General features: G+C 47.4%; 17 protein-coding genes. 1 reads left to right on the top strand and 16 read right to left on the bottom strand.

Features of this window, described 5'->3' with window-relative positions; translation table 11 throughout:
- Positions 1 to 47: 47 nt before the first annotated feature.
- From OCV54_RS11205 to OCV54_RS11150, 12 genes are all read right to left on the bottom strand, one after another.
- Positions 48 to 1,283, bottom strand: coding sequence for a M20 family metallopeptidase (locus tag OCV54_RS11205; RefSeq protein WP_172678743.1), 1,236 nt, complete (start codon positions 1,281 to 1,283; stop codon positions 48 to 50).
- 51 nt (positions 1,284 to 1,334) lie between these two features.
- Positions 1,335 to 2,264 (bottom strand): choline kinase family protein, encoded by a 930-nt coding sequence (locus OCV54_RS11200; protein WP_055224028.1) that lies wholly within the window; start codon positions 2,262 to 2,264, stop codon positions 1,335 to 1,337.
- Positions 2,265 to 2,280: 16 nt separating this feature from the next.
- A complete protein-coding gene (locus tag OCV54_RS11195) occupies positions 2,281 to 3,975 on the bottom strand; it encodes an ammonium transporter (RefSeq protein WP_055224026.1) in 1,695 nt (564 codons plus the stop codon).
- Positions 3,976 to 3,997: 22 nt separating this feature from the next.
- Positions 3,998 to 4,981, bottom strand: coding sequence for an ABC transporter ATP-binding protein (locus OCV54_RS11190; protein WP_055224101.1), 984 nt, complete (start codon positions 4,979 to 4,981; stop codon positions 3,998 to 4,000).
- Between the two features lie 4 nt (positions 4,982 to 4,985).
- A complete protein-coding gene (locus tag OCV54_RS11185; RefSeq protein ID WP_015534631.1) occupies positions 4,986 to 6,011 on the bottom strand; it encodes an ABC transporter ATP-binding protein in 1,026 nt (341 codons plus the stop codon).
- 12 nt (positions 6,012 to 6,023) lie between these two features.
- Entirely contained in the window at positions 6,024 to 6,881 is an 858-nt protein-coding gene (locus OCV54_RS11180) for an ABC transporter permease (RefSeq protein ID WP_015534630.1), read from the bottom strand.
- Positions 6,882 to 6,883: 2 nt separating this feature from the next.
- Positions 6,884 to 7,846 (bottom strand): ABC transporter permease, encoded by a 963-nt coding sequence (locus OCV54_RS11175; RefSeq protein ID WP_082418058.1) that lies wholly within the window; start codon positions 7,844 to 7,846, stop codon positions 6,884 to 6,886.
- 55 nt (positions 7,847 to 7,901) lie between these two features.
- Complete coding sequence (locus tag OCV54_RS11170; RefSeq protein WP_055224024.1) at positions 7,902 to 9,476, bottom strand: ABC transporter substrate-binding protein; 1,575 nt, start codon at positions 9,474 to 9,476, stop codon at positions 7,902 to 7,904.
- 26 nt (positions 9,477 to 9,502) lie between these two features.
- On the bottom strand, positions 9,503 to 10,852 hold the full coding sequence (locus OCV54_RS11165; protein WP_055224022.1) for an aspartate aminotransferase family protein: 1,350 nt from the start codon (positions 10,850 to 10,852) through the stop codon (positions 9,503 to 9,505).
- A 336-nt stretch (positions 10,853 to 11,188) separates the two neighbouring features.
- Positions 11,189 to 12,445 carry a beta-ketoacyl-ACP synthase II gene (fabF, locus tag OCV54_RS11160; protein WP_015534627.1) on the bottom strand — a complete coding sequence of 419 codons (1,257 nt, stop codon included), beginning with the start codon at positions 12,443 to 12,445 and terminating at the stop codon, positions 11,189 to 11,191.
- 102 nt (positions 12,446 to 12,547) lie between these two features.
- Complete coding sequence (locus tag OCV54_RS11155) at positions 12,548 to 13,798, bottom strand: glycoside hydrolase family 3 protein (protein ID WP_055224019.1); 1,251 nt, start codon at positions 13,796 to 13,798, stop codon at positions 12,548 to 12,550.
- A gap of 20 nt (positions 13,799 to 13,818) precedes the next feature.
- Complete coding sequence (locus OCV54_RS11150) at positions 13,819 to 14,154, bottom strand: cupin domain-containing protein (protein WP_022216987.1); 336 nt, start codon at positions 14,152 to 14,154, stop codon at positions 13,819 to 13,821.
- Positions 14,155 to 14,476: 322 nt separating this feature from the next.
- Between OCV54_RS11150 and OCV54_RS11145 the strand changes: the two genes are divergently transcribed.
- Positions 14,477 to 14,770, top strand: a complete 294-nt coding sequence (locus OCV54_RS11145) for a helix-turn-helix domain-containing protein (protein WP_015534624.1) — start codon at positions 14,477 to 14,479, stop codon at positions 14,768 to 14,770.
- Positions 14,771 to 14,872: 102 nt separating this feature from the next.
- Here OCV54_RS11145 and fabG read toward each other — a convergent pair whose 3' ends face one another.
- The 4 genes from fabG to OCV54_RS11125 form a co-directional block, all read right to left on the bottom strand.
- Positions 14,873 to 15,613 (bottom strand): 3-oxoacyl-[acyl-carrier-protein] reductase, encoded by a 741-nt coding sequence (fabG, locus tag OCV54_RS11140; RefSeq protein ID WP_055224018.1) that lies wholly within the window; start codon positions 15,611 to 15,613, stop codon positions 14,873 to 14,875.
- Entirely contained in the window at positions 15,606 to 16,529 is a 924-nt protein-coding gene (gene fabD / locus OCV54_RS11135; protein ID WP_015534623.1) for an ACP S-malonyltransferase, read from the bottom strand. Before fabD ends, fabG begins: the two co-directional genes overlap by 8 nt.
- 539 nt (positions 16,530 to 17,068) lie before the next feature.
- Entirely contained in the window at positions 17,069 to 17,302 is a 234-nt protein-coding gene (gene acpP, locus OCV54_RS11130; protein WP_022216990.1) for an acyl carrier protein, read from the bottom strand.
- Positions 17,303 to 17,412: 110 nt separating this feature from the next.
- A complete protein-coding gene (locus OCV54_RS11125; protein WP_055224016.1) occupies positions 17,413 to 19,767 on the bottom strand; it encodes an autotransporter outer membrane beta-barrel domain-containing protein in 2,355 nt (784 codons plus the stop codon).
- Between the last annotated feature and the right edge of the window lie 54 nt (positions 19,768 to 19,821).

Genomic DNA, 19,821 nt, shown 5'->3' with positions numbered 1-19,821 from the left:
TGACCTGCAACATGATTGTATCAAAATAAGCGGTGCCGTGTAAACCTTTATTCCGACATATCCAGTCCATACAGCCTGCAGAGAACCGCAGTATATCCCTCTATACAGTCGAGGATCCTGTCGATCTCCACATGCTCCTGTGCCTGATGCGCCTGACTCATCATCGCACCCGAATATCCTATAGTCGGTATGTTGTATTTGCCGCATATAACGCTTCCGTCGGTTCCAAACTGCCAGTATATCTTCTCAACATCCTGACCAAGCTCCTTAAGCGTCCTGTATGTCAGCTCGACATACTCATTATCCTTGCCGGTCACCCACGCCGGATGCTGCTTTGCCGCCTCCGCCTCATAACCGGTGTAACACGTCCTCTTATTCATTCTCGGATGAACGACAGCTCTGAGCTCAGGATCCTTTTTCTTCTGCTCATCCAGGAATTTCTGAACCCTGCTCACCGTATCCTCTATGGTCATAGGTGGCACATATCTCTGATCCACTGTGATCTCACAATAGTCCGGCACACAGGAATACTTCTGTCCCGGTGTTACCACCACATCAGTGATGACCATGGACGTCTTACCCATCTCATGTACGAGCGGTTCACTGCCAAAGTTATGCATGATCGCATCCATTATAGGGAGCGCTTTCTCAACAGCATTTATGCCCTCCTGCGGAGCGGACGAGTGCGCCACCTTACCGTACACCTCTATGACAAGCTCGATCTTGCCTCGCTGTCCGATGGCAAGATTGCCGTCTGACGGCTCCCCCAGATAGCACAGGTCAACATCAAGGCCGTGCTCCGGAAGAGTGTGCTCCATAAGATAAATCGTTCCGATACTCTCCGCCGGCTCCTCATAGACGACTGCAGCAAATATAAGATCGCCCGATATCTTCGCCCCGGCATCCACCAGCTTTTTGATCTCCATAAATGCAAAGAATTCCGAAGTCAGGCCAGCAAGCATATCGCTTATGCCTCTGCCGTATAACTTTCCATCCTCCACCTTCGGCTCAAATGGCGAATACGGACTCCATGCATCTATGCTTCCCTCAGGCACAACATCCATATGTCCAGTCAGAAGCACGTTTGGACCGTCACCCTCTCCGCGGATGACTCCGACCACGTTGCCGCACTCATCGCGGAAATGCTCAATACCAAGCTCCTCCATGGCCTGCATAAACACCTCCGAGGTGGCTTTCTCTTCCCCGGAATATGCCTGTGCACGTATATTCTTACTGACAAATTCTACCCATGAATCTTCCATATTCTTATAATAATCCTTCATGCTATACATCTCCCTTTCCTGAACCGGTTTCATAATACGATCTGCTGATCATCAACTGATACGGGTACTCTTCTCCCTCGCAACGTCGAGCCAGTAATCCAGCCTTGAATCGAGCCAGAAATGCTGCAGTCTCGCCATCTTCTGTCCATACCAGTTCATGTAATCAAACTCCACGTTGGAGCTGGCCGCCTGATACAGTGCCCAATACGCCCACTTGATATCGCAGGCTATCTTGTTCAGCTTCATTCTAGCAAATGCTCTCTCATCAACCTTGCCTCCGCCGTATATCTTCATCATCTCCACGTCCATATCCTCGGTGAAATAGTTCACAGCAGATATCAGACCCAGATCCACATAAGGATCATTCATGGACGCATACTCATAATCTATGATCTTCAGATCATTTGTCTCCTCGTTGTACATCAGGTTGTTTGTCCAGAAATCATTGTGGCACGGACACAGCTCCTCACTGCCCGCCAGCGCCTTCTCAATAGCAGAGAGCAGATACTCCATCTTGTCATTAAACGGTGATATATAGCCGCCCTTCTTCGCCCTTGCGTTCATATCCCACGCCTGTTCAAATATGCTCTGCTTCAGGTTCAGCGGCTTTGTCTCGAGATGGTGGAAGTCCCTGATCCTCTCGAATATCGACTGGAATATATCTTTGTCATACACATCGCCAAATGTCACCTGGCGGTAGCCGTCAAGCCACTGGAATATCTCAACACCTGTATCCTCGAAATAATAATAGACTCTTGGGCCTGCCTTGCTCTCGTCCGCGATCACATTTGCCTCGTGGCATACTTCACGGTTTATGTAATCCGTGCCGGCTCCCGGTATCTTGAGGAAGAAATGCTCTCCCTCCACATCCACTTTGAAATTCGGATTCGTTATTCCTCCTGAAACGGGCTTGCAACTGATCTCCTTGCCCTTCCAGTCATCGACCCTTGCGATCGCCTCATCAATTGTTGTCTTGCGCATAAAAAAGCCTCCTCTCCTACTTGCTCTCATCAATCAATGCTTCTCTTCCAACCTCTCCGGTTCTAACCTTCACAACATTTTTCACATCGTATACGAATATCTTGCCATCGCCATAGTTGCCGGAGTACAGCACCTTCTCCGCAGTTTCCACAACCCTGGACACAGGTACAGTGCTGACTATGACCTCGACCTTCACCTTAGGAAGCAGGTTCAGATCCGCATCCGAGCTGCGGTAATATTTGTCATTATTTCCCTTCTGTATACCATATCCGGTCACATCCGTGATCGTAACTCCAGTTACATTTATGTCATTCATGGCGTGAAGCAATGCGTCAAGCTTATTCTTTCTCGCTATGATAACCACCTTGGATATGTTAAGATTCTCCGCATTTTCTGTGCTGTCAAATGCCTTGCCATCGATCTTAGGCACATTCATCATAGGCGCGCTTATTCCGTCTGAGGACAGCACCTCTGTGTAAGTATTTGAAAATCCGTGCTCACTGATATCCAGTCCATCCATCTCATCCTCAGCCGATACACGAAGGCCGATGGTCTTCTGAACGATCTTGAACAGTAGTGCCGAAGCTGCAAATACATACAGGAACACAACTATTCCGCCAAGAATCTGGATTCCGCACTGGTAGCCACCACCGCCAAGCAGCAGGCCCTTTGTCTTTGTAGCGGTTCCATCTGAGAACAATCCAACCGCTACAGTTCCCCACAGGCCACCGAATCCGTGTGCCGCGATGGCTCCCACAGGATCATCTATCTTTACCACGTTCTCTATGAAATGCATTCCCCCAACTACTATCGCTCCGGCCACGATTCCGACCAACACCGCAAGTGGCGTACTTATAACGTCGGCTCCCGCAGTGATAGAAACCAGGCCTGCCAGAGCGCCGTTGAGTGTCATGGCGATATCTGGTTTCTTCTTCCACGCCCAGCTTATACACATCGCTGTGACTGCTCCCGCCGCAGCGGATAGATTGGTGTTACAGAACACCTTGCCAACTAGCGACACCGTATCTCCTGTCAGTGGCAGAACCGAGCTTCCGTTGAAGCCGAACCAGCCAAACCACAGGATAAATATTCCAAGCACTGACAGCGGCATGCTGTGTCCCGGTATCTTCTTCGACTTTCCGCTTCTTGAATACTTTCCGATACGCGGGCCGAGCATCCACGCTCCCGCAAATGCAGCGGCACCGCCCACCATATGTACAACTGTGGATCCGGCAAGATCATGGAATCCGAGCTGTGCCAGCCAGCCGTCTCCCCATATCCAGTGTCCCGATATAGGATAGATCACCAGACTTATCATCAGACTGTAGATACAATATGCTGCAAATTTAGTTCTCGCCGCCATGGCACCCGACACGATGGTCGCCGCCGTCGCAGCGAATACTGTCTGAAATATCAGGAATGCCCAGAATGGGATCCCGTCAGGAAGCATGCCGCCTCCATATACCGATTCCATTGCCACACCTTTGATCTTACCCAGTACAGCTCCGTCGCCGCCATACATAATTCCGAATCCTATCAACCAGAACGTCACCGAACCGATACAATAGTCAACCAGATTCTTCATGGCGATATTTCCTGCATTTTTTACCCTCGTCATGCCGGTCTCAAGCATCGCAAAGCCCGCCTGCATGAAGAAAATGAGTACCGTTCCTACCATAATCCATATCGTACTGACTGCACTATATTCCATCACGATTCCTCCTTAATCTCTGTTATATCTGTCCTGCCTTGTGACAGCGAACCGTATGTCCCGGTGATACCTCTGTCTCCTCCGGGCGCTCCTTCATGCAACGTTCATCCGCATATATACAGCGTGTACAGAACGGACATCCCGGCATCGGCTTTGCCGGATCAGGTATATCACCTGGCTTAAGGTCTATGTCAAAGCCCGCATCCTCAAGTCCCTTGCTTATACTCGGAGCCGCCTTGAGCAGAACCTTTGTATATGGGTGCTGCGCATTCTTGTATATCTCGCTACTCGGTGCACTCTCGACTATCTCTCCGAAATACATGATCTTTATCTGATCCGCGATCTGTCTCACCACAGCCAGATCGTGGGCGATCAGCAGCATGGACAACTTATATTTGTCCTGCAGGTCTATCAGCATATTTATGACCTGTGCCTGCAATGACACGTCCAGTGCCGATATAGGCTCATCGGCAAATATGATCTTCGGTGTGACGACCAGACACCGCGCTATGATTATCCTCTGTCTCTGTCCACCGGATAACTGATGCGGATATCTGTCAAGGAACATCGGTGCCATTCCAACCTGTGAAAGTGTGTCCAGAATGATCTTCTCCCTCTCCTCCTTGTCCTTCACTCCATTCAGGATCAATGGCTCCTCAAGTGATTCACGGATACTCATTCTCGGATGCAGCGATCCCAGAGTGTCCTGAAAGATCATCTGTATCTTTGCCTTCATATCGCTCTTTTCCTGGGGCGTCATATCGTCCACGGATTTTCCTTCAAATACGATACTTCCGTCCGTCTTGTCCTCAATTCCCAGCAGGACTCTCGTCAGCACCGTCTTGCCACAGCCCGACTCTCCGACGATTGCAAGTGTCTTGCCCTTTTCCAGCTCCAGCGAGACATGGTCGACTATGTTCTTCTGTCCGACAACCTTGTTGAACATTCCCTTTTTCACCGGATACTGCTTCAGCAGATTATCGCAAGATAATACTATATCCTTCATATGATCACCCCAATTCTGTATCTTCGTTAATGTCATAATCCAGTGGGAAATGGCAGGCACACATATGTCCCTCTCCAACCGGTTTCAGTGCCGGCACCTCTTTATGACATATATCTTTCGCATATTCACAACGGGAAGCAAATGGACATCCCTCCGGGACATTTGACATATCCGGCGGGAATCCCGGAATGGATTTCAGTCTCTTCGTCTTACGAGCCTCGAGAAGCGGAACAGAACGGATAAGTCCAACCGTGTAAGGATGCTTTGGATTTCTGAGCAGATCCTTCTTGGATGCCGACTCCACGCATCTTCCCGCATACATGACAAATATGTCGTCTGAGAACTGGGACACCACGCCAAAGTCGTGGGTGATTATCATGATGGAGATGCCGGTCTGCTTCTGCACCTCACTGAGGGCTTCGATGATCTCCGCCTGAATGGTGATTCCAAGACTTGTTGTAGGCTCGTCCGCTATGAGCAGATCCGGGTACAATATCATTGACATCGCTATGAATATCCTCTGTCTGAAACCCGCTGAGAACTCACACGGGTATTTCTTTATGACCTCCTCGCCGTTGGTTATTCCGACAAGCTTGAGAACTCTCATTATCTCCTGTTTTGCCTTTTCTGAACCCGATGGGGTATGTGCGTTATAGGCCTCGGCAAGCTGTGCTCCAATTGTCATGTAGGGATTGAACGATGTAGTAGGATCCTGGAATATCATGGAGATCTCATTTCCACGGATGCTCTTCATCTCCTTCTCCGGGAGCTTCAGTATATCCTGACCTTTGAACCTGATCTCGCCACCTGCTATGTAACCCGGAGATTCCACGATCCTCAGTATCGATCTCGCCGTCACGCTCTTGCCGGAACCACTCTCTCCTATTATTCCAAGCACCTTGCCCTTCCGCAGGGAGAAGTTGACTCCCTCAACTGCTTTCACGACTTTGTGCGGACCGGTCTTGAAATAGGTCTTTAAATCCTTTACCTCAAGGATCACATCTGTATCTTTTTCTGTATTATTATCCATACTGTTATCCTCCTATTTGCGAAGCTTTGGATCGAAATGAACCTGAAGATTGTCACCGATAAAATTCAGTCCGAGAACCATGATGATAAGAACGATGCCGGGGATCATGATATACCATGCATCAGATGCAATATAGCCACGGGCATCAGACATTATGTTTCCAAGGGATATCTTTGGCGGATTTATACCGAGTGACATGTAGCTGAGCAAGCTCTCGTTGATGATCATTCCGGCGATATCAAGCGGTATGAGAGGAAGCATGGCAGGGATCAGATTCTTGCCGATATACTTCGTGGATATCCTCCATGAGCTCGCCCCCATGAGCTTTGCCGCTGCGATATAATCTGTGCTCTTCTGGGGTATTACATTTGACCGCACCGTTCTCGCATAGGCCGGCCACAGTGCCAGACTCAGCACTATGGTTACCGACACCTCATTCGGTGCGAACAGTGTGAGTGCGATCATGGCAAGTACGATAAATGGGAATCCCATCTGTACATCGGTGATTCTCATCAGCACTGAATCCAGAGGTCCCGGACTTGTGAGACCGGATATGATTCCGACTATCAGTCCTATGAGGGCGGCCAGCAGAACGCTGCAGAAACCAATTATGACTGAGGTACGGATCCCATACAAAAGTCTCGAGAACAGATCACGTCCTATGGCATCAGTTCCCAGCCAGTGTGCCGGATCCTGAAATGGTTTCAATAATCTGATGGATGGATTTGCCTTGCCCGGGTCCGACGGCGCGATGAGCGGCGCAAAGATTCCGGCAAGGAGATAGATTCCTACAATAATGATTCCAAGTGTAAATAATTTGTTTTTACCAATCCACTGAAGGACTGATCTAAATTTACTTTTTTTCTTCATAATTACAGTCCTCCCTGTGCTTTTCTCATTCGTGGATCAAGACGGATACTTCCAAGATCAATGGCAATATTCAAAACAATAAAGAATACGGAAAACAGAATGATAATTCCCTGGACCAGGTTGTAGTCTCTTCGAAGGATCGCATTTAACACCGTGTATCCGATTCCCGGGAAGTTAAATACATACTCGACAACAACGATACTTCCTACCAGAAAGCCAAGCTGTGTTCCTAGGGATATCAGTACAGGGATAAGTGAATTCCTGAGTGCGTATTTGAAATATATCGCCACTGTCGATATTCCTCTCGCATATGCAACCTTGACAAATTCCTGATTGTAACTGTCGATCAGTGAGGAACGCACCACCTTGGTGAGCACCGCCGTGAGCGGAAGTGCCAGTGCAACTGTCGGGAGCACGCAGGATGCAGGTCCCGAATAATCCATTGACGGCAGCAGTCCAAGTCTGACTGAGAAAATAATGATCAACACGGAGGATACCCAGTAGTTAGGCATTGACTGGAACAGTACCGCAATACTCGAGATGAGACGATCCTCCCATTTATTTCCATTTAGTCCTGCGATGGTTCCCAGGATCAGGGATAATATGATCGATATGACCACTGAAGATATCAGCAGTATCAATGATAAAGGTGTGGCCTGCTCCATAACATTCAGGACTGTATCGCTCTTGAAATATGACTCTCCAAGATCTCCGTGGAACAGATTCACCATGTACATTTTAAACTGCTCCGGGATGGACTTTTCCAGTCCCATACTGTCTCTGATCGCCTGCTGCTGTTCTACTGTTGCTGTCGGAGCCATGACCTTCGCCGGATCTCCCGGTATCATTCGAAGTATTACAAAGCTGATAAATATAACGCAAAAGGTAACAAAAATGCCCTGTGCAAGTCTTTTTAAAACGGTTCCCAGCACTTTGATTTCCTCCCTTCTTAAAAAGGGCCACATGCTGTATCCTTACACATGCAGCCCCTTTTTGTGAATCTAATGTATTGCTATACTCTTACTCTTTTGTGACATTTGTGAAGATATAATCTGCACCACTTGTGTACTCAAGGCCCTTGACATTTGATCTCACTCCGAAGATAGTCATGGACTTGATGATAGGGATATCAGGCATCTCCTCTGCCAGGGCCGGAAGGTACTCGTCCTGAAGGATCTGCTTTCTCTTATCTGGGTCTGTCTCAGTTGCGAATCTGTCCATGATGTCCTGAAGCTCTGCCGTAGGCTCATAGTGGCTGATTCGACCTGCTGCATACCATGAATTCAGCTTCAGCTCAGGCTCGATACCTGATGGCTGCCATCCACAGTCGATCATGTAGCAAGGAGTTTCTTCATATAACACATCGCCCCATGATGAAGTATCAAGTGGAACGACCTTACAGTTGATACCGACAGCCTGTAAACAAGCTGCAATGTACTCGTAATATTCCTTTGTCTTAGGGTAAAAACCAACGGATGTGTAAATGTTGAGCTCTGGAAGGCCCTCGCCATTCTCATAGCCGGCTTCCTTCAGGCACTCTGCAGCCTTCTCAGGATCGTACTCGCCGACACCACCTACAGCCTTGTAGCCCCATATAGTTGAGGAGATAAAGCTGTCTGCCTTCTCTGCATATCCGCCAAATATATCATTTACGATTCCGTCATAATCGATCGCGTAGGCTATCGCCTTTCTGACGAGCTTCTCATTCATAGGCGGCATCTTGAACTTTGGAATAAGGTGCTTACACTCTGTGGTGAGGAACTTGTCAACCACGATATTGCTGTCTGACTCAAGCACAGACACCGCATCGGAATCAACACGCTCGATGACATCGGCCTCACCTGACTGCAATGCTGACAGACGTGTTGTGGCATCCGCAACGTACTTGTACTCGATCTTCTTTATCTTAGGAAGAGTTCCCCAGTAATCGTCGAACAGCTCATATGTCGCTGTATCGTTCTCAAAGCTTACCATCTTGTATGGGCCGGTTCCGTTGTATCTCTTATCCAGAGTGTTCTCAGGATCTGCAAGATCGTCAGCGGACATTATCGGAGTTGAACAAAGCATATTGACCAGAGAGCCAAGAGGCTTTCCCGATGCCGGAGTTATGGTAAATGTATAATCGTCGATGACCTTACACTTTAACTCATCTGCCCACCATGAACCGGATACGTTCTGTGAGCTTGAATATGCCTCACATGATGCTGCGGCATCCTCTGCGGTAAAGTCTGAACCGTCGTGGAACTTTACGCCCTCACGAAGCTTGACCGTCAAGACTGTCTGACTGTCGTCATATGACCACTCAGTAGCAAGATTAGGCTGTGGCTCCTGTGTCTTCTCATCCATGACCAGTAGATGTTCCAGAGCTATTGCCTCTGCATGAAGCATCATTGTTGATGTGTGCTTCAGCGGGCTGAGTGAAGCCTGCCAGTTCTCAGCGCCCAGAATAACCAGGGTGTCCTTGTCCGTCTTGGACTCAGAGCTTGTTGTCACTGCCTGTGTGCTCCCATCTGTACTTCCTCCAGAGCTTCCACATGCAGTCACCGTAAGTGCCAGTACGGCTGCCAAAAGTATTGAGCAAATCTTCTTTTTCATAATTCTTCCTCCTTTTCGTGTGTTATCTATGACTCAAGCTGATGCAGACATTTATCGAGGGTTGATGCTATCCAGTCGATATCGCACTCCTGGAATGCCATAGGCGGACGAAGCTTTAAGACATTTCCATAAGGGCCTGCAACAGAAGTCAGTACATTGTTGTCTCGCAGAAGTTCGATGGCATCCAGTGCCTTCTGCTGATCCGGAGTCTTCTTGCCGTCATTCTTCGCAAGCTCAAATCCAATGAACAGGCCTGCGCCTCTGACGTCTCCCACAGAATCAGGATGTCTGTCCTTTACCTCCTGCAATGCTTTCAGAAGCTTTGCACCGACCACCTTGCAATGATCCTGCAGCTTTTCTTCTTTTATGACATTAAGCACAGCCTGTGCGGCTGCGATAGCCACTGGATTTCCTCCAAATGTATTGAAATATGGAAGTTTGTCGCTGAATGCGGCGAGTACCTCATGCTTGGCGGCAAGTCCTGATATCGGGATTCCGTTACCCATAGGCTTTCCTGTTGTCACCATGTCAGGTATGATCCCATGTCTGGCGAATCCCCAGAACGCATCTCCCGTTCTTGCAAATCCCGGCTGCACCTCATCAGCTATGAATACACCGCCATTCTTATGTACCACATCGATGGCCGCCTTCAGGAAACCGACCGGATTCGGATGTACTCCATCTGATGAGAATATAGAATCTGCAAGGAAGCATGAGAACTTATATCCTGTAGCCGCAAGCTCATCGATCTTCTTCTGCATCTCTCCTAAGTACCATGCGGTGAACTCCTCAGGTGTACCGCCATGTCTGTAATAGTCAGGTGTCTCAATGAGTCTTACATTCGGAAGCAGTGGCTGCTCACTTCCAAGGGCTGGTGAACATCCAGATGTCAGAGCACTTGTTCCGTGGTACGCCTCCCTTGAAACTATGATTCCGGTGCCGCCCGTGTATTCCTGTGCCACTCGGAGTGCCAGGTCATTTGCCTCAGAACCGGTACACATGAACATTATCTTGTCTATCTCGTCCGGCATCATCTTCAGCAGATCCTCACTGTAATCAATGATCCTCTCATGCAGATAACGTGTGTGGGTATTTAAAAGCTTCATCTGCTCTGTAACTGCCTCGACCACAGCAGGATGGCAATGACCGATTCCTGCCACATTGTTGTACATGTCCAGATATTTATTCCCCTCTGCATCCCAGAGGTACTGTCCCTGTCCTCTCACAAGGTTGACCGGCTTTCTATAGAAAAGTCTGTATGCACCACCCATCCATTTCTCACGGCGGTTTATCATATCCCTTGTCGTGTTACTGAGCAGTGAACTGTAGTCATCACTGTAGCTGTTAGTGTCCATAATGCTTGATTTAGTAGCCATATTCCACCTCCAAAAGATTTCCCTGTTAAAACAAAAGGGGCACAGAGATGAAACTTTACAGTTCTATCTCCGTGCCCCTTTGCACTCTAAAATCAGATACGCGCTTCTGTTTTGCTTTGTATCATAGCCACGCCATGTGGGATTGTCAACACATTTTGTGGGTTTTTCTGGTTTTCATTTGTTTTTCATGTTTTTTTGTGTTGTTTTGTGGTTTTATTAGTTTGTGTCCCCCAAATATTTATTTTATTAACCTGGGACAGCGCACAAAAAAACATCACCCCTGTGTCTGAAGTGATGTTTTCCTGTTATATGTAATTATCAGTAATCCTGCCTGTATTATGCCTCGAACTTCTTCACAAGTATACTTGCGTTGTGTCCGCCAAATCCCAGTGAGTTGCTGAGCGCATATGTAATATCCTTGTGTACACCCTCGCCCATGGTGTAGTTGAGATCCATCTCACCCTCTGTCTCGCGGAGACCAACTGTTGGATGGATGTATGAATCCTCTATGGACTTCACACATGTTATGAACTCAACTGCTCCGGCAGCTCCAAACAGATGTCCTATCATGGACTTTGTGGAATTGATGTTCACGTTGTATGCGTCATCGCCCATAGCATACTTGATGGCTCTTGTCTCAAAGAGGTCATTGTGATGGGTACTTGTTCCATGTGCGTTGATGTAGTCAACGTCAGCAGGTGTGATTCCGGCCTCCTCCATGGCAAGCTTCATGGCACGTCCTGCACCACTTCCATCCTCCTTAGGGGATGTGATGTGATATGCATCACAGGTTGAACCATATCCGACTACCTCAGCCAGGATCTGGGCACCTCTCGCCTGAGCATGCTCAAGTGACTCAAGTACAACAACTCCTGCGCCCTCTGCTATTACAAATCCACATCTGTCCTTGTCAAATGGTATGGACGCTCTCATAGGATCCTCTGCACTTGAAAGCGCTGTCATTGAGATAAATCCTGATACATTTGTCTCACAGATAGGTGACTCTGCACCACCTGCAACCATGACATCGGCCTCTCCTGCCTGTATATATCTGTAAGCCTCTCCTATAGAGTTTGTTCCTGTGGCACAGGCTGTAACTATGTCAGTACATTTGCCCTCAAGGCCAAACTGTATTGCAACATTGCCCGCAGCCATGTTGGATATCATCATAGGAACCATCATTACACTGACTCTGTTCGCTTTGCCCTCTACAACCTTCTTGTGCTCCTTCTCTATGGTTGCCACACCGCCAAGTCCGTTTCCTATACATGTTCCGATCCTTGTTCTGTCTTCCTTCTCAAGGTCAAGACCTGCATCCTTGATTGCCTCGCCTGTAGCTGCTATGGCATACTGACAAAATGGCTCCATACGTCTTGCCGCCTTTGGATCCATATACTGCTTTGGATCAAAGTTCTTCACCTCAGCAGCAAGCTTGCACTTGTAATCGCTGACATCAAACTTTGTGATCTCTCCGATACCAACTGTATTCTTCTTTATATTATCCCAGAATTCTTCTACACTGTTTCCTATAGGTGTCACAGCACCCATGCCTGTTACAACTACTCTTTTCATCTCATACCTCGTATTTTTCATTCTATCTGCTGACAGTGCATTTTTGCACCCCAGATAAAAATAATTTTACCACAATGTAATATATATAACAAGGTTAAATAGTTTTGATTACTACATAGTTTGCTATTTGAGCAGTCCGCGGCTCTCCTTCAGGGTGAGTATCCTTCGGACGCTCTCGTCTATCCTGTCCTCTGACAGCTCGCCGTCCGCCACTGCCTGTTCTATGGAATTCACCGCCGACGCCATATCCTTCGGCTGCAGTATCATATCCATTCCGGCTTTTACCGACATCACTACCGCATCATCCACACTGTAATTGTCCGCTATGGATTCCATCTCAAATGAATCGGTTATGGCAACTCCTTCAAACTTCAGTTCTTCCCTAAGAATACCGGTCGCTATCTTGTATGAGAGAGTGGCTGGAACCTCGTCTATATCCGGGACGATCAGATGTCCGACCATGACAAATTCTGCCCCCGCCTCTATACCCGACCTGAACGGCTGCATCTCATCCGCCATAATCTCTTCCTTTGTTCTATGCACATAGGCACTGCTATAATGTGAGTCCTCCGCCGTGTCTCCATGCCCCGGGAAATGCTTCAGGGTGCACATGACTCCTCCGTCGTTGAAGCCCTTCACCGCATTTCCAACGAGCTCTGCCGCCTGGGCGTAGTCATCACTGTATGCGCGCTCGCCGATAACCGTATTGTCTGGGTTCGACCATACGTCCGCCACCGGCGCAAAGTCGAGATTGAAGCCAAGCGCCGACATATCATTTGCTATGGTGTATGCGTTCTCATATGCCGTTTCGTCTCCGTCGTCCTTGTAATAGTACATGGAGCCTATATATGTGGTTCCGACAGTATCCATCAGGCGGTTTACTACGCCGCCCTCCTCGTCGGTCGCCACAAATAATCCTATACTGCTGTACTTCTGGGAGTTGTCGATCATCTCCTTCACCTGATCCTGACTCTCAAGGTTCTTCGCAAAGTACACGATACCGCCAACAGGATAATTCTCCAGAGCCTGTCTGGTCGCATCCCCTGCCACAGTCACGCCGTCCTCTCCCGTGAGCTCCTCCGGAGTCACAAACATCATCTGACAGACCTTTTCATGAAGCGTCATCCCAGCAAGTGTCTCATCCACCAGACTCGGCTTCTCCTCCTCGGTCACCTCCGTCGTTTCCTGGCTATCCGCGGTCTGCTCTTCTGTCGTAGTTCCGCTCTCCGTGACATCAGCAGCTACGCCTGTATTTCCATTGTCATTTTCTACGTGGCCTCCGGCTTTCCCCGCGCTGCCTCTCAGCATGAAGATTCCCCATATTCCGGCTGCCAGACACACCATTACGATCAATACCACAAGTGCTTTTTTCATTGGTTTTCTCCGTGATTCAATTACAACTGGAACACAACCACCAGAAGCATCTTGAACTGCTCCTTGCCGTATACGGCATGTGGATGCTTTGCAGGCATTACTATTGACTCGCCCTCGTGGAGTTCATACTTGACACCGTCTATTGTCACCTCGCCCACACCGTCAAGGCACGTCACAAATGCATCTCCGTCAGACTCGTGTGTGCTGATCTCCTCATCCTTGTCAAATGCAAATAAGGTTATACTCATGCATACATTCTGGGCAAGTGTCTTACTTACGACCTGTCCCTCCTGATATGCCACCTGATCCTTGAGCTTAAGTACCTCTGACTGTGCGATATTCTTCATGATTCCCATGTTCGTTACCTCCTGATATATTCTGATATATTGTTCGCTTATAGTATTATTCCACTTTTTAGTATTCTAGTATGTTGAAAAATCAACGTACTAGAATTGTTGTAATTATTTATTATGACATTTGTACGAATCAAAACAACCTGGCATGCACACATTACTATCAGAGTACATCTGATCAATAACAAATGCCCAAAATATGACCAAAAAAGCCATTTTTCTATTATAAGTATAGTTTTATATTTTGTAAACCCAATACCATTCAGCTATTATTAATTAGTAAGGGTCACTACGTTTTTTTGGATTTAAAGGAGCTCTGATTATTATGATAGGTGAACAATTAAGAACACTGCGCACCGCGAACAAGATGACACAGAAAGAGCTTGCAGGGGAGTTATCAGTGGCATTCCAGACTATAAGCAATTGGGAGAACAATTCCATCGACCCGTCTGTGAGCATGATTCTCCGCATCGCTGAATATTTCAACTGCTCCACTGATTATCTTCTCAAAGGGGATGATTCAAGTGCCAAGTATATTGATACAACCCAGTTGACAGAACATCAGCACGCACAACTTCTTGGGCTTGCAAAGGAATTCTCCAAACTGAACAAGAAATAAAACATAACTTTATAATGTTCATATTACAGATACAGGGTATCACAACATTGTTGCGATACCCTGTTTTCTATTTGTATTATTCCAGATCGTGATCTGTATATCCTACAGGCTCATGCCACCGTCAACCTTGATGACCTGACCTGTTATGTATGATGCCTTATCTGAAGCAAGGAATGCTGCTGTCTCAGCGATGTCTGATACTTCACCAAGTCTCTTGACTGTGATATGGTCAAGCATAGCCTCCTTTGCCTTGTCTGAGAGTGCATCTGTCATGTCTGTCTTGATGAATCCAGGAGCGATGGCGTTCGCTGTGATTCCACGGCTTCCGAGCTCCTTGGCTATAGACTTGGTGATACCTATAACTCCAGCCTTGGATGCTGCGTAGTTCACCTGTCCTGCATTTCCCTCTATACCTACTACGGATGACATGTTGATGATACGTCCGTACTTCTGCTTCATCATGGTTCTGTACACATGCTTGATACAATTGAATGTACCCTTGAGGTTGATATTGATAACATCGTCGAAATCAGCCTCCTTCATTCCAAGTACAAGATTGTCTCTTGTGATTCCCGCATTGTTCACGAGAATATCTATTCTTCCATATGTAGCAACTGCGAACTTCATGAGTGCCTCAGCCTCAGCGAAATCTGCAACATTTGCCTTGAATGCAACTGCCTCTCCGCCTGCTGCCTTGACCTCCTCAACCAGGCTGTTTGCGCGCTCCTCTGAGCCGTTGAAGTTTACTACTACCTTTGCGCCGTATCCGGCAAATGTCTTTGCTATCTCACGTCCGATACCTCTTCCGGCACCTGTTACCACTGCTACCTTGTCCTTAAGCATTCAGTTCCTCCAATTTCGCTAAATCGTCTACAGTTGCAATATTTATACTCTTTACCTCTCTGTTGATCTTCTTCATGAAGCCTGTGAGAGTCTTGCCCGGGCCAACCTCGATAAATGTATCAACGCCGTCAGCTATCATGTTCTCTATTGTCTGCTGCCATCTTACTGATGAGTACACCTGTCTCTTCAGAAGCTCTTTTACCTTGGCTGCGTCTGTGATCTCCTCTGCGTCTGCATTGCAGTAGTAAGGAGCAAATCCCTCTGCAACATCCACGCCCTGAAGGAAGTCGTAAAGTTTCTCACCTGCAGGCACAAGCATCTGTGAGTGGAATGGACCACTTACGTTAAGTGGGATAACTCTCTTGGCTCCAGCCTCTGCAAGTGCTGCTGATGCTGCCTTAACAGCCTCTGCCTCACCTGATATAACGATCTGTCCAGGACAGTTGTAGTTTGCTATCTGTACCTTGCCAGGTGTGTTCTCACATATCTCGGCAATCTTGTCAGCGTCCATTGCTATGACTGCTGCCATTCCGCCCATTCCGAGAGGTACTTCGTTCTGCATAAGGATACCTCTTCTTCTAACTGTCTTGATGCCGTCAGCGAGAGTCATGGCTCCTGCTGCAACAAGTGCGCTGTACTCACCGAGTGAGAGTCCTGCAAATACATCAGCCTTGAGACCTGCGTTCTTCAGGTGCTCATATATGGCAACCTCTGCAGCAACCATGGCCGGCTGTGTGTACTCTGTCTTGTTGATGTCATCGTTCTCCTCGAAACAGATCTTCTTAAGCTCTATATCCAGAACGTCATCTGCCTCGTCAAATACCTTCTTGCTGTCCTCAAAACTGTCATAAAAATCCTTTGCCATGCCCACATACTGTGCGCCCTGACCTGGGAATATAACTGCTGTCTTACCCATTTCTTTTTTACCGCCTTTATTATATTTTGTAATTGATTTACATTCGCATATCATTGATGTCTGTCTGTACTGGATTTTATCAACCATCTCCTATGCTACATCCAGAAGCCAAGTCAGCCATCCCTTATTATAGAACAGGGCTCCGCAAATCGCAAGGTCAAGAATTAATACTGCGTTAATACTTCAGCTTGCTCCGCACTTCGTGCTCCCGCAATCTGCCGCGCTTCATTCACACTCCGGCCTGTCAGCCTCCATGTTTCATATACCGCTTAACCGCCAAATGATGCCGGATTTTTTCGAGCGAGCTCGAAAATCCGGCATCGCTTGGCGGTGTATTAACGCACAAAAAAAGCACATGCCATCAAGCCCCACGGCTCAAAGCATCTGCTGTAAATCAACTCTCATATAATATATATAACCTTGGATGGTCAGTCAGGACTCATGTCCTGGCTGGCTACCAAAGTTATGTCATGTCCGATACATGACAACTTTGAATAACAAATGTATTCAAAACAGTCCAATCTGTTCAGTTAGCAATATTACTCCTCAACACCCTTGCTCTTAAGGTAGTTAAGTACGTCCTCAAATGTAGCTACGTCATCGAGCTCCTCAGCAGGGATCTCAACATCGAACTCATCCTCAAGCTTCATAACGATCTCGTAAAGATCAAGTGAATCAACACCAAGATCATCCTTGAAGTTTGTGTCAAGCTTCATCTCGTCCTGTGAAACTCCTAACTGCTCCTCGAATATTGCCTTAACCTTATCAAACATGTTCTAATCCTCCTAAACTATAGTAAATGTTACCATTATCCTCACGGACGCTTATACTATAACCTAAGGCTACAGTAAAGTCAACACGAAGATTTTCATTGTTTTTTCGCTTATTTTTCAGCGTCAGACTTGATCGCACCTGTCTCATATATGAACTTAACTGTGCTCTTTGTACCATCGATCGTACCTGTGAAACTTGTGTAAGTTGTATCGTCTGAGAAGAGTGCCTCTATATAATCAATGTCTGCCTGATAGTTGCCTGCAAACAGCTTTGTGATCTTCTTGATACCCTCTTCGTTGAACTGCTTCATTCCATCGCTGAGAGTCTTTGAACCTGTTACAAGCTCCTTTGCTCCGTCATCCAGAGTCTTGCTTCCGCTGTCAAGCTGTGATGCTCCATCACTGAGGGTCTTTGCTCCTGCTGCGATCTGGCCTGCACTTGAATCAAGAGTTCCTGCCGCTGTCTTTAACTGGCTGCTTCCATTTGCCAGTGTTAAGCTTCCCTGATACAGTGTGTTCATATTTGTTGATATTGTAGCTGCTCCATCGCTGAGAGTCTTTGTACCCTTCTTGAGCGCTGCCGCACCTCTTGAGAGATCTCCGGTTCCCTTTGCGATTGCCTTGACACCTGCATATGCGGAATCGATTCCTGTTGAAATGCTTGAAGCACCGTCACTGATGGTCTTGAGTCCTGTTGACAGCTCGCCCATCTTGGTATCCAGTGTCTCAGCACCCTGCTGTAATGCTGTTATCTGTGCTGTTGTCTCCTCTGAAGTCAAAGTAGCTGTGAGGGTCGTTCCTATCTGATCGATCGCATTGAGAGCACCCTTTGCCTTTGCAAGGCCTGTGTACTGTGCAAAATATGCATCGTATGTTCCATCGCCCTTTGCCGCATCCAGAGTAGTCTTACCTAGTGCAAGTGCTCCTTCAAGCTGTGACATAGCCGCATCTATTCCGGCCTCGCTTGTTATGGAACCGCCGAGCTGGCTGTATACATTTGACTGAGCCTGGCTTACGATCTGTGATGGCATTCCTGTCAGCATGGTGATCAATGTGTTCACACCATTATTGAGCTCTGTAGCGCCCTTTGCAAGTGCCTGTGAACCTGCATATGCATTGCTTGCTCCTGATGCCAGTGAGCTTGCGCCCTTGGAAAGTCCAGGATTGCTGTCTGTTCCCTCAAAGCCTGCCTGAAGTTCCTTTGCACCACTGTTCAGCTTGTCAGCTCCGCTCTTGAGTGTGCCAACGCTTGTATCGACTGTCTTTGCTCCTGTTGCCAGTGTCTTTGCACCATCGTTGAGAGCTGATGAACCATCCTTTATAGACTTGATTCCATCGTCCAGAGTTCCCATGGCTGTTGATATCTGTGAAGTACCTGCTGCAAGCTGGCTTGTGTAAGTCTCAAGTGAAGCTGCACCGTCTGCCAGTGTGTCAGCGCCCTTCTTCAGTGAGTAAGTACCATCCTTCAGAGTCTCCAAACCATTTGTGATCTTTCCTGAACCCTCCTCGAGCTGATCTGCAGAATCACCGAGCTGATCTACGCTGTCTGTGAGTGAGCTCACATCTGCCTTGTCCTCAACCTCGTCTATGGCATCCTCTGCGCTTGATCCAAGAAGGTCACTTGCTGCAACCGTCATGGTCATTGAGAGCTCGAAGTCTGTGACATCCGCTGTAACCTCAACATAATCAGGTACATCTATGTTATCAAGTGCTGTCTCTATCTTGCTGTCATTTATACCATCCTGTAAGCACTGCTTGAATCCAGGAACTGCATATCCGACTACGATCTGGTTGCTTCCCTCTGAGATGACCTTACCATTCTCAACCTGAACGTTTGAGAACTTATCTACAGGAAGGATCATTCCTGAGAGCATTACAAATGGTGAGATGACCTCTGTATTCTTGCTGTCCACTGTGACTGTCTTCTTGGTGTTGTTGGTATAATCAAATCTGATGGTGACCTTACCGCTCTTGCCTGCAAGCTCTGAAGGCTCTATCTCCTCGCCGTCCAGCTTGTATGTTACCTTTACGTCAACAGGGAGCTCCTCATTTGACTTGCCCTGATAGTAGATATCTGATCCATTTGCAGCCCATGTTATAGTGCCATCGCCGTTGTCCTTGTATTCCTCATAGCCCTTCACGTTCTGGATGTCTGTGAGGTTTGTCTTGTCGTTGAGTCCCTCTGCACCGTCTGAGTTCTTCAGCCATGTGCTGACTGTAACGTCATTTGCATTTCCATTTGCATCGGCAAGGACATATACTGTCTCTTCCTTGTCTGCGTCAGATGCGCCATCCTTGGATATCTCAGATGTAAGTGCATCCTGAAGTGTGTCTGACTCGCTCTCGGTTGTAGCCTCGGCCTTGTCTGAGGATGAGCTGTCATTTGTATCTCCGCATCCTGTTGCCAGTGATGCCATCATAACTGCTGATAATGCAACACATATATATTTCTTCCATTTGATCATATTATTACCTCTTTTCATAGATTACAAAAGTTCCGTAGTTACATCTGTTTATAA

This window comes from Coprococcus aceti, assembly GCF_025567285.1.
Classification (GTDB): Bacteria; Bacillota; Clostridia; order Lachnospirales; family Lachnospiraceae; genus Coprococcus; species Coprococcus aceti.
This window is presented reverse-complemented; position numbering and strand designations above follow the sequence as displayed.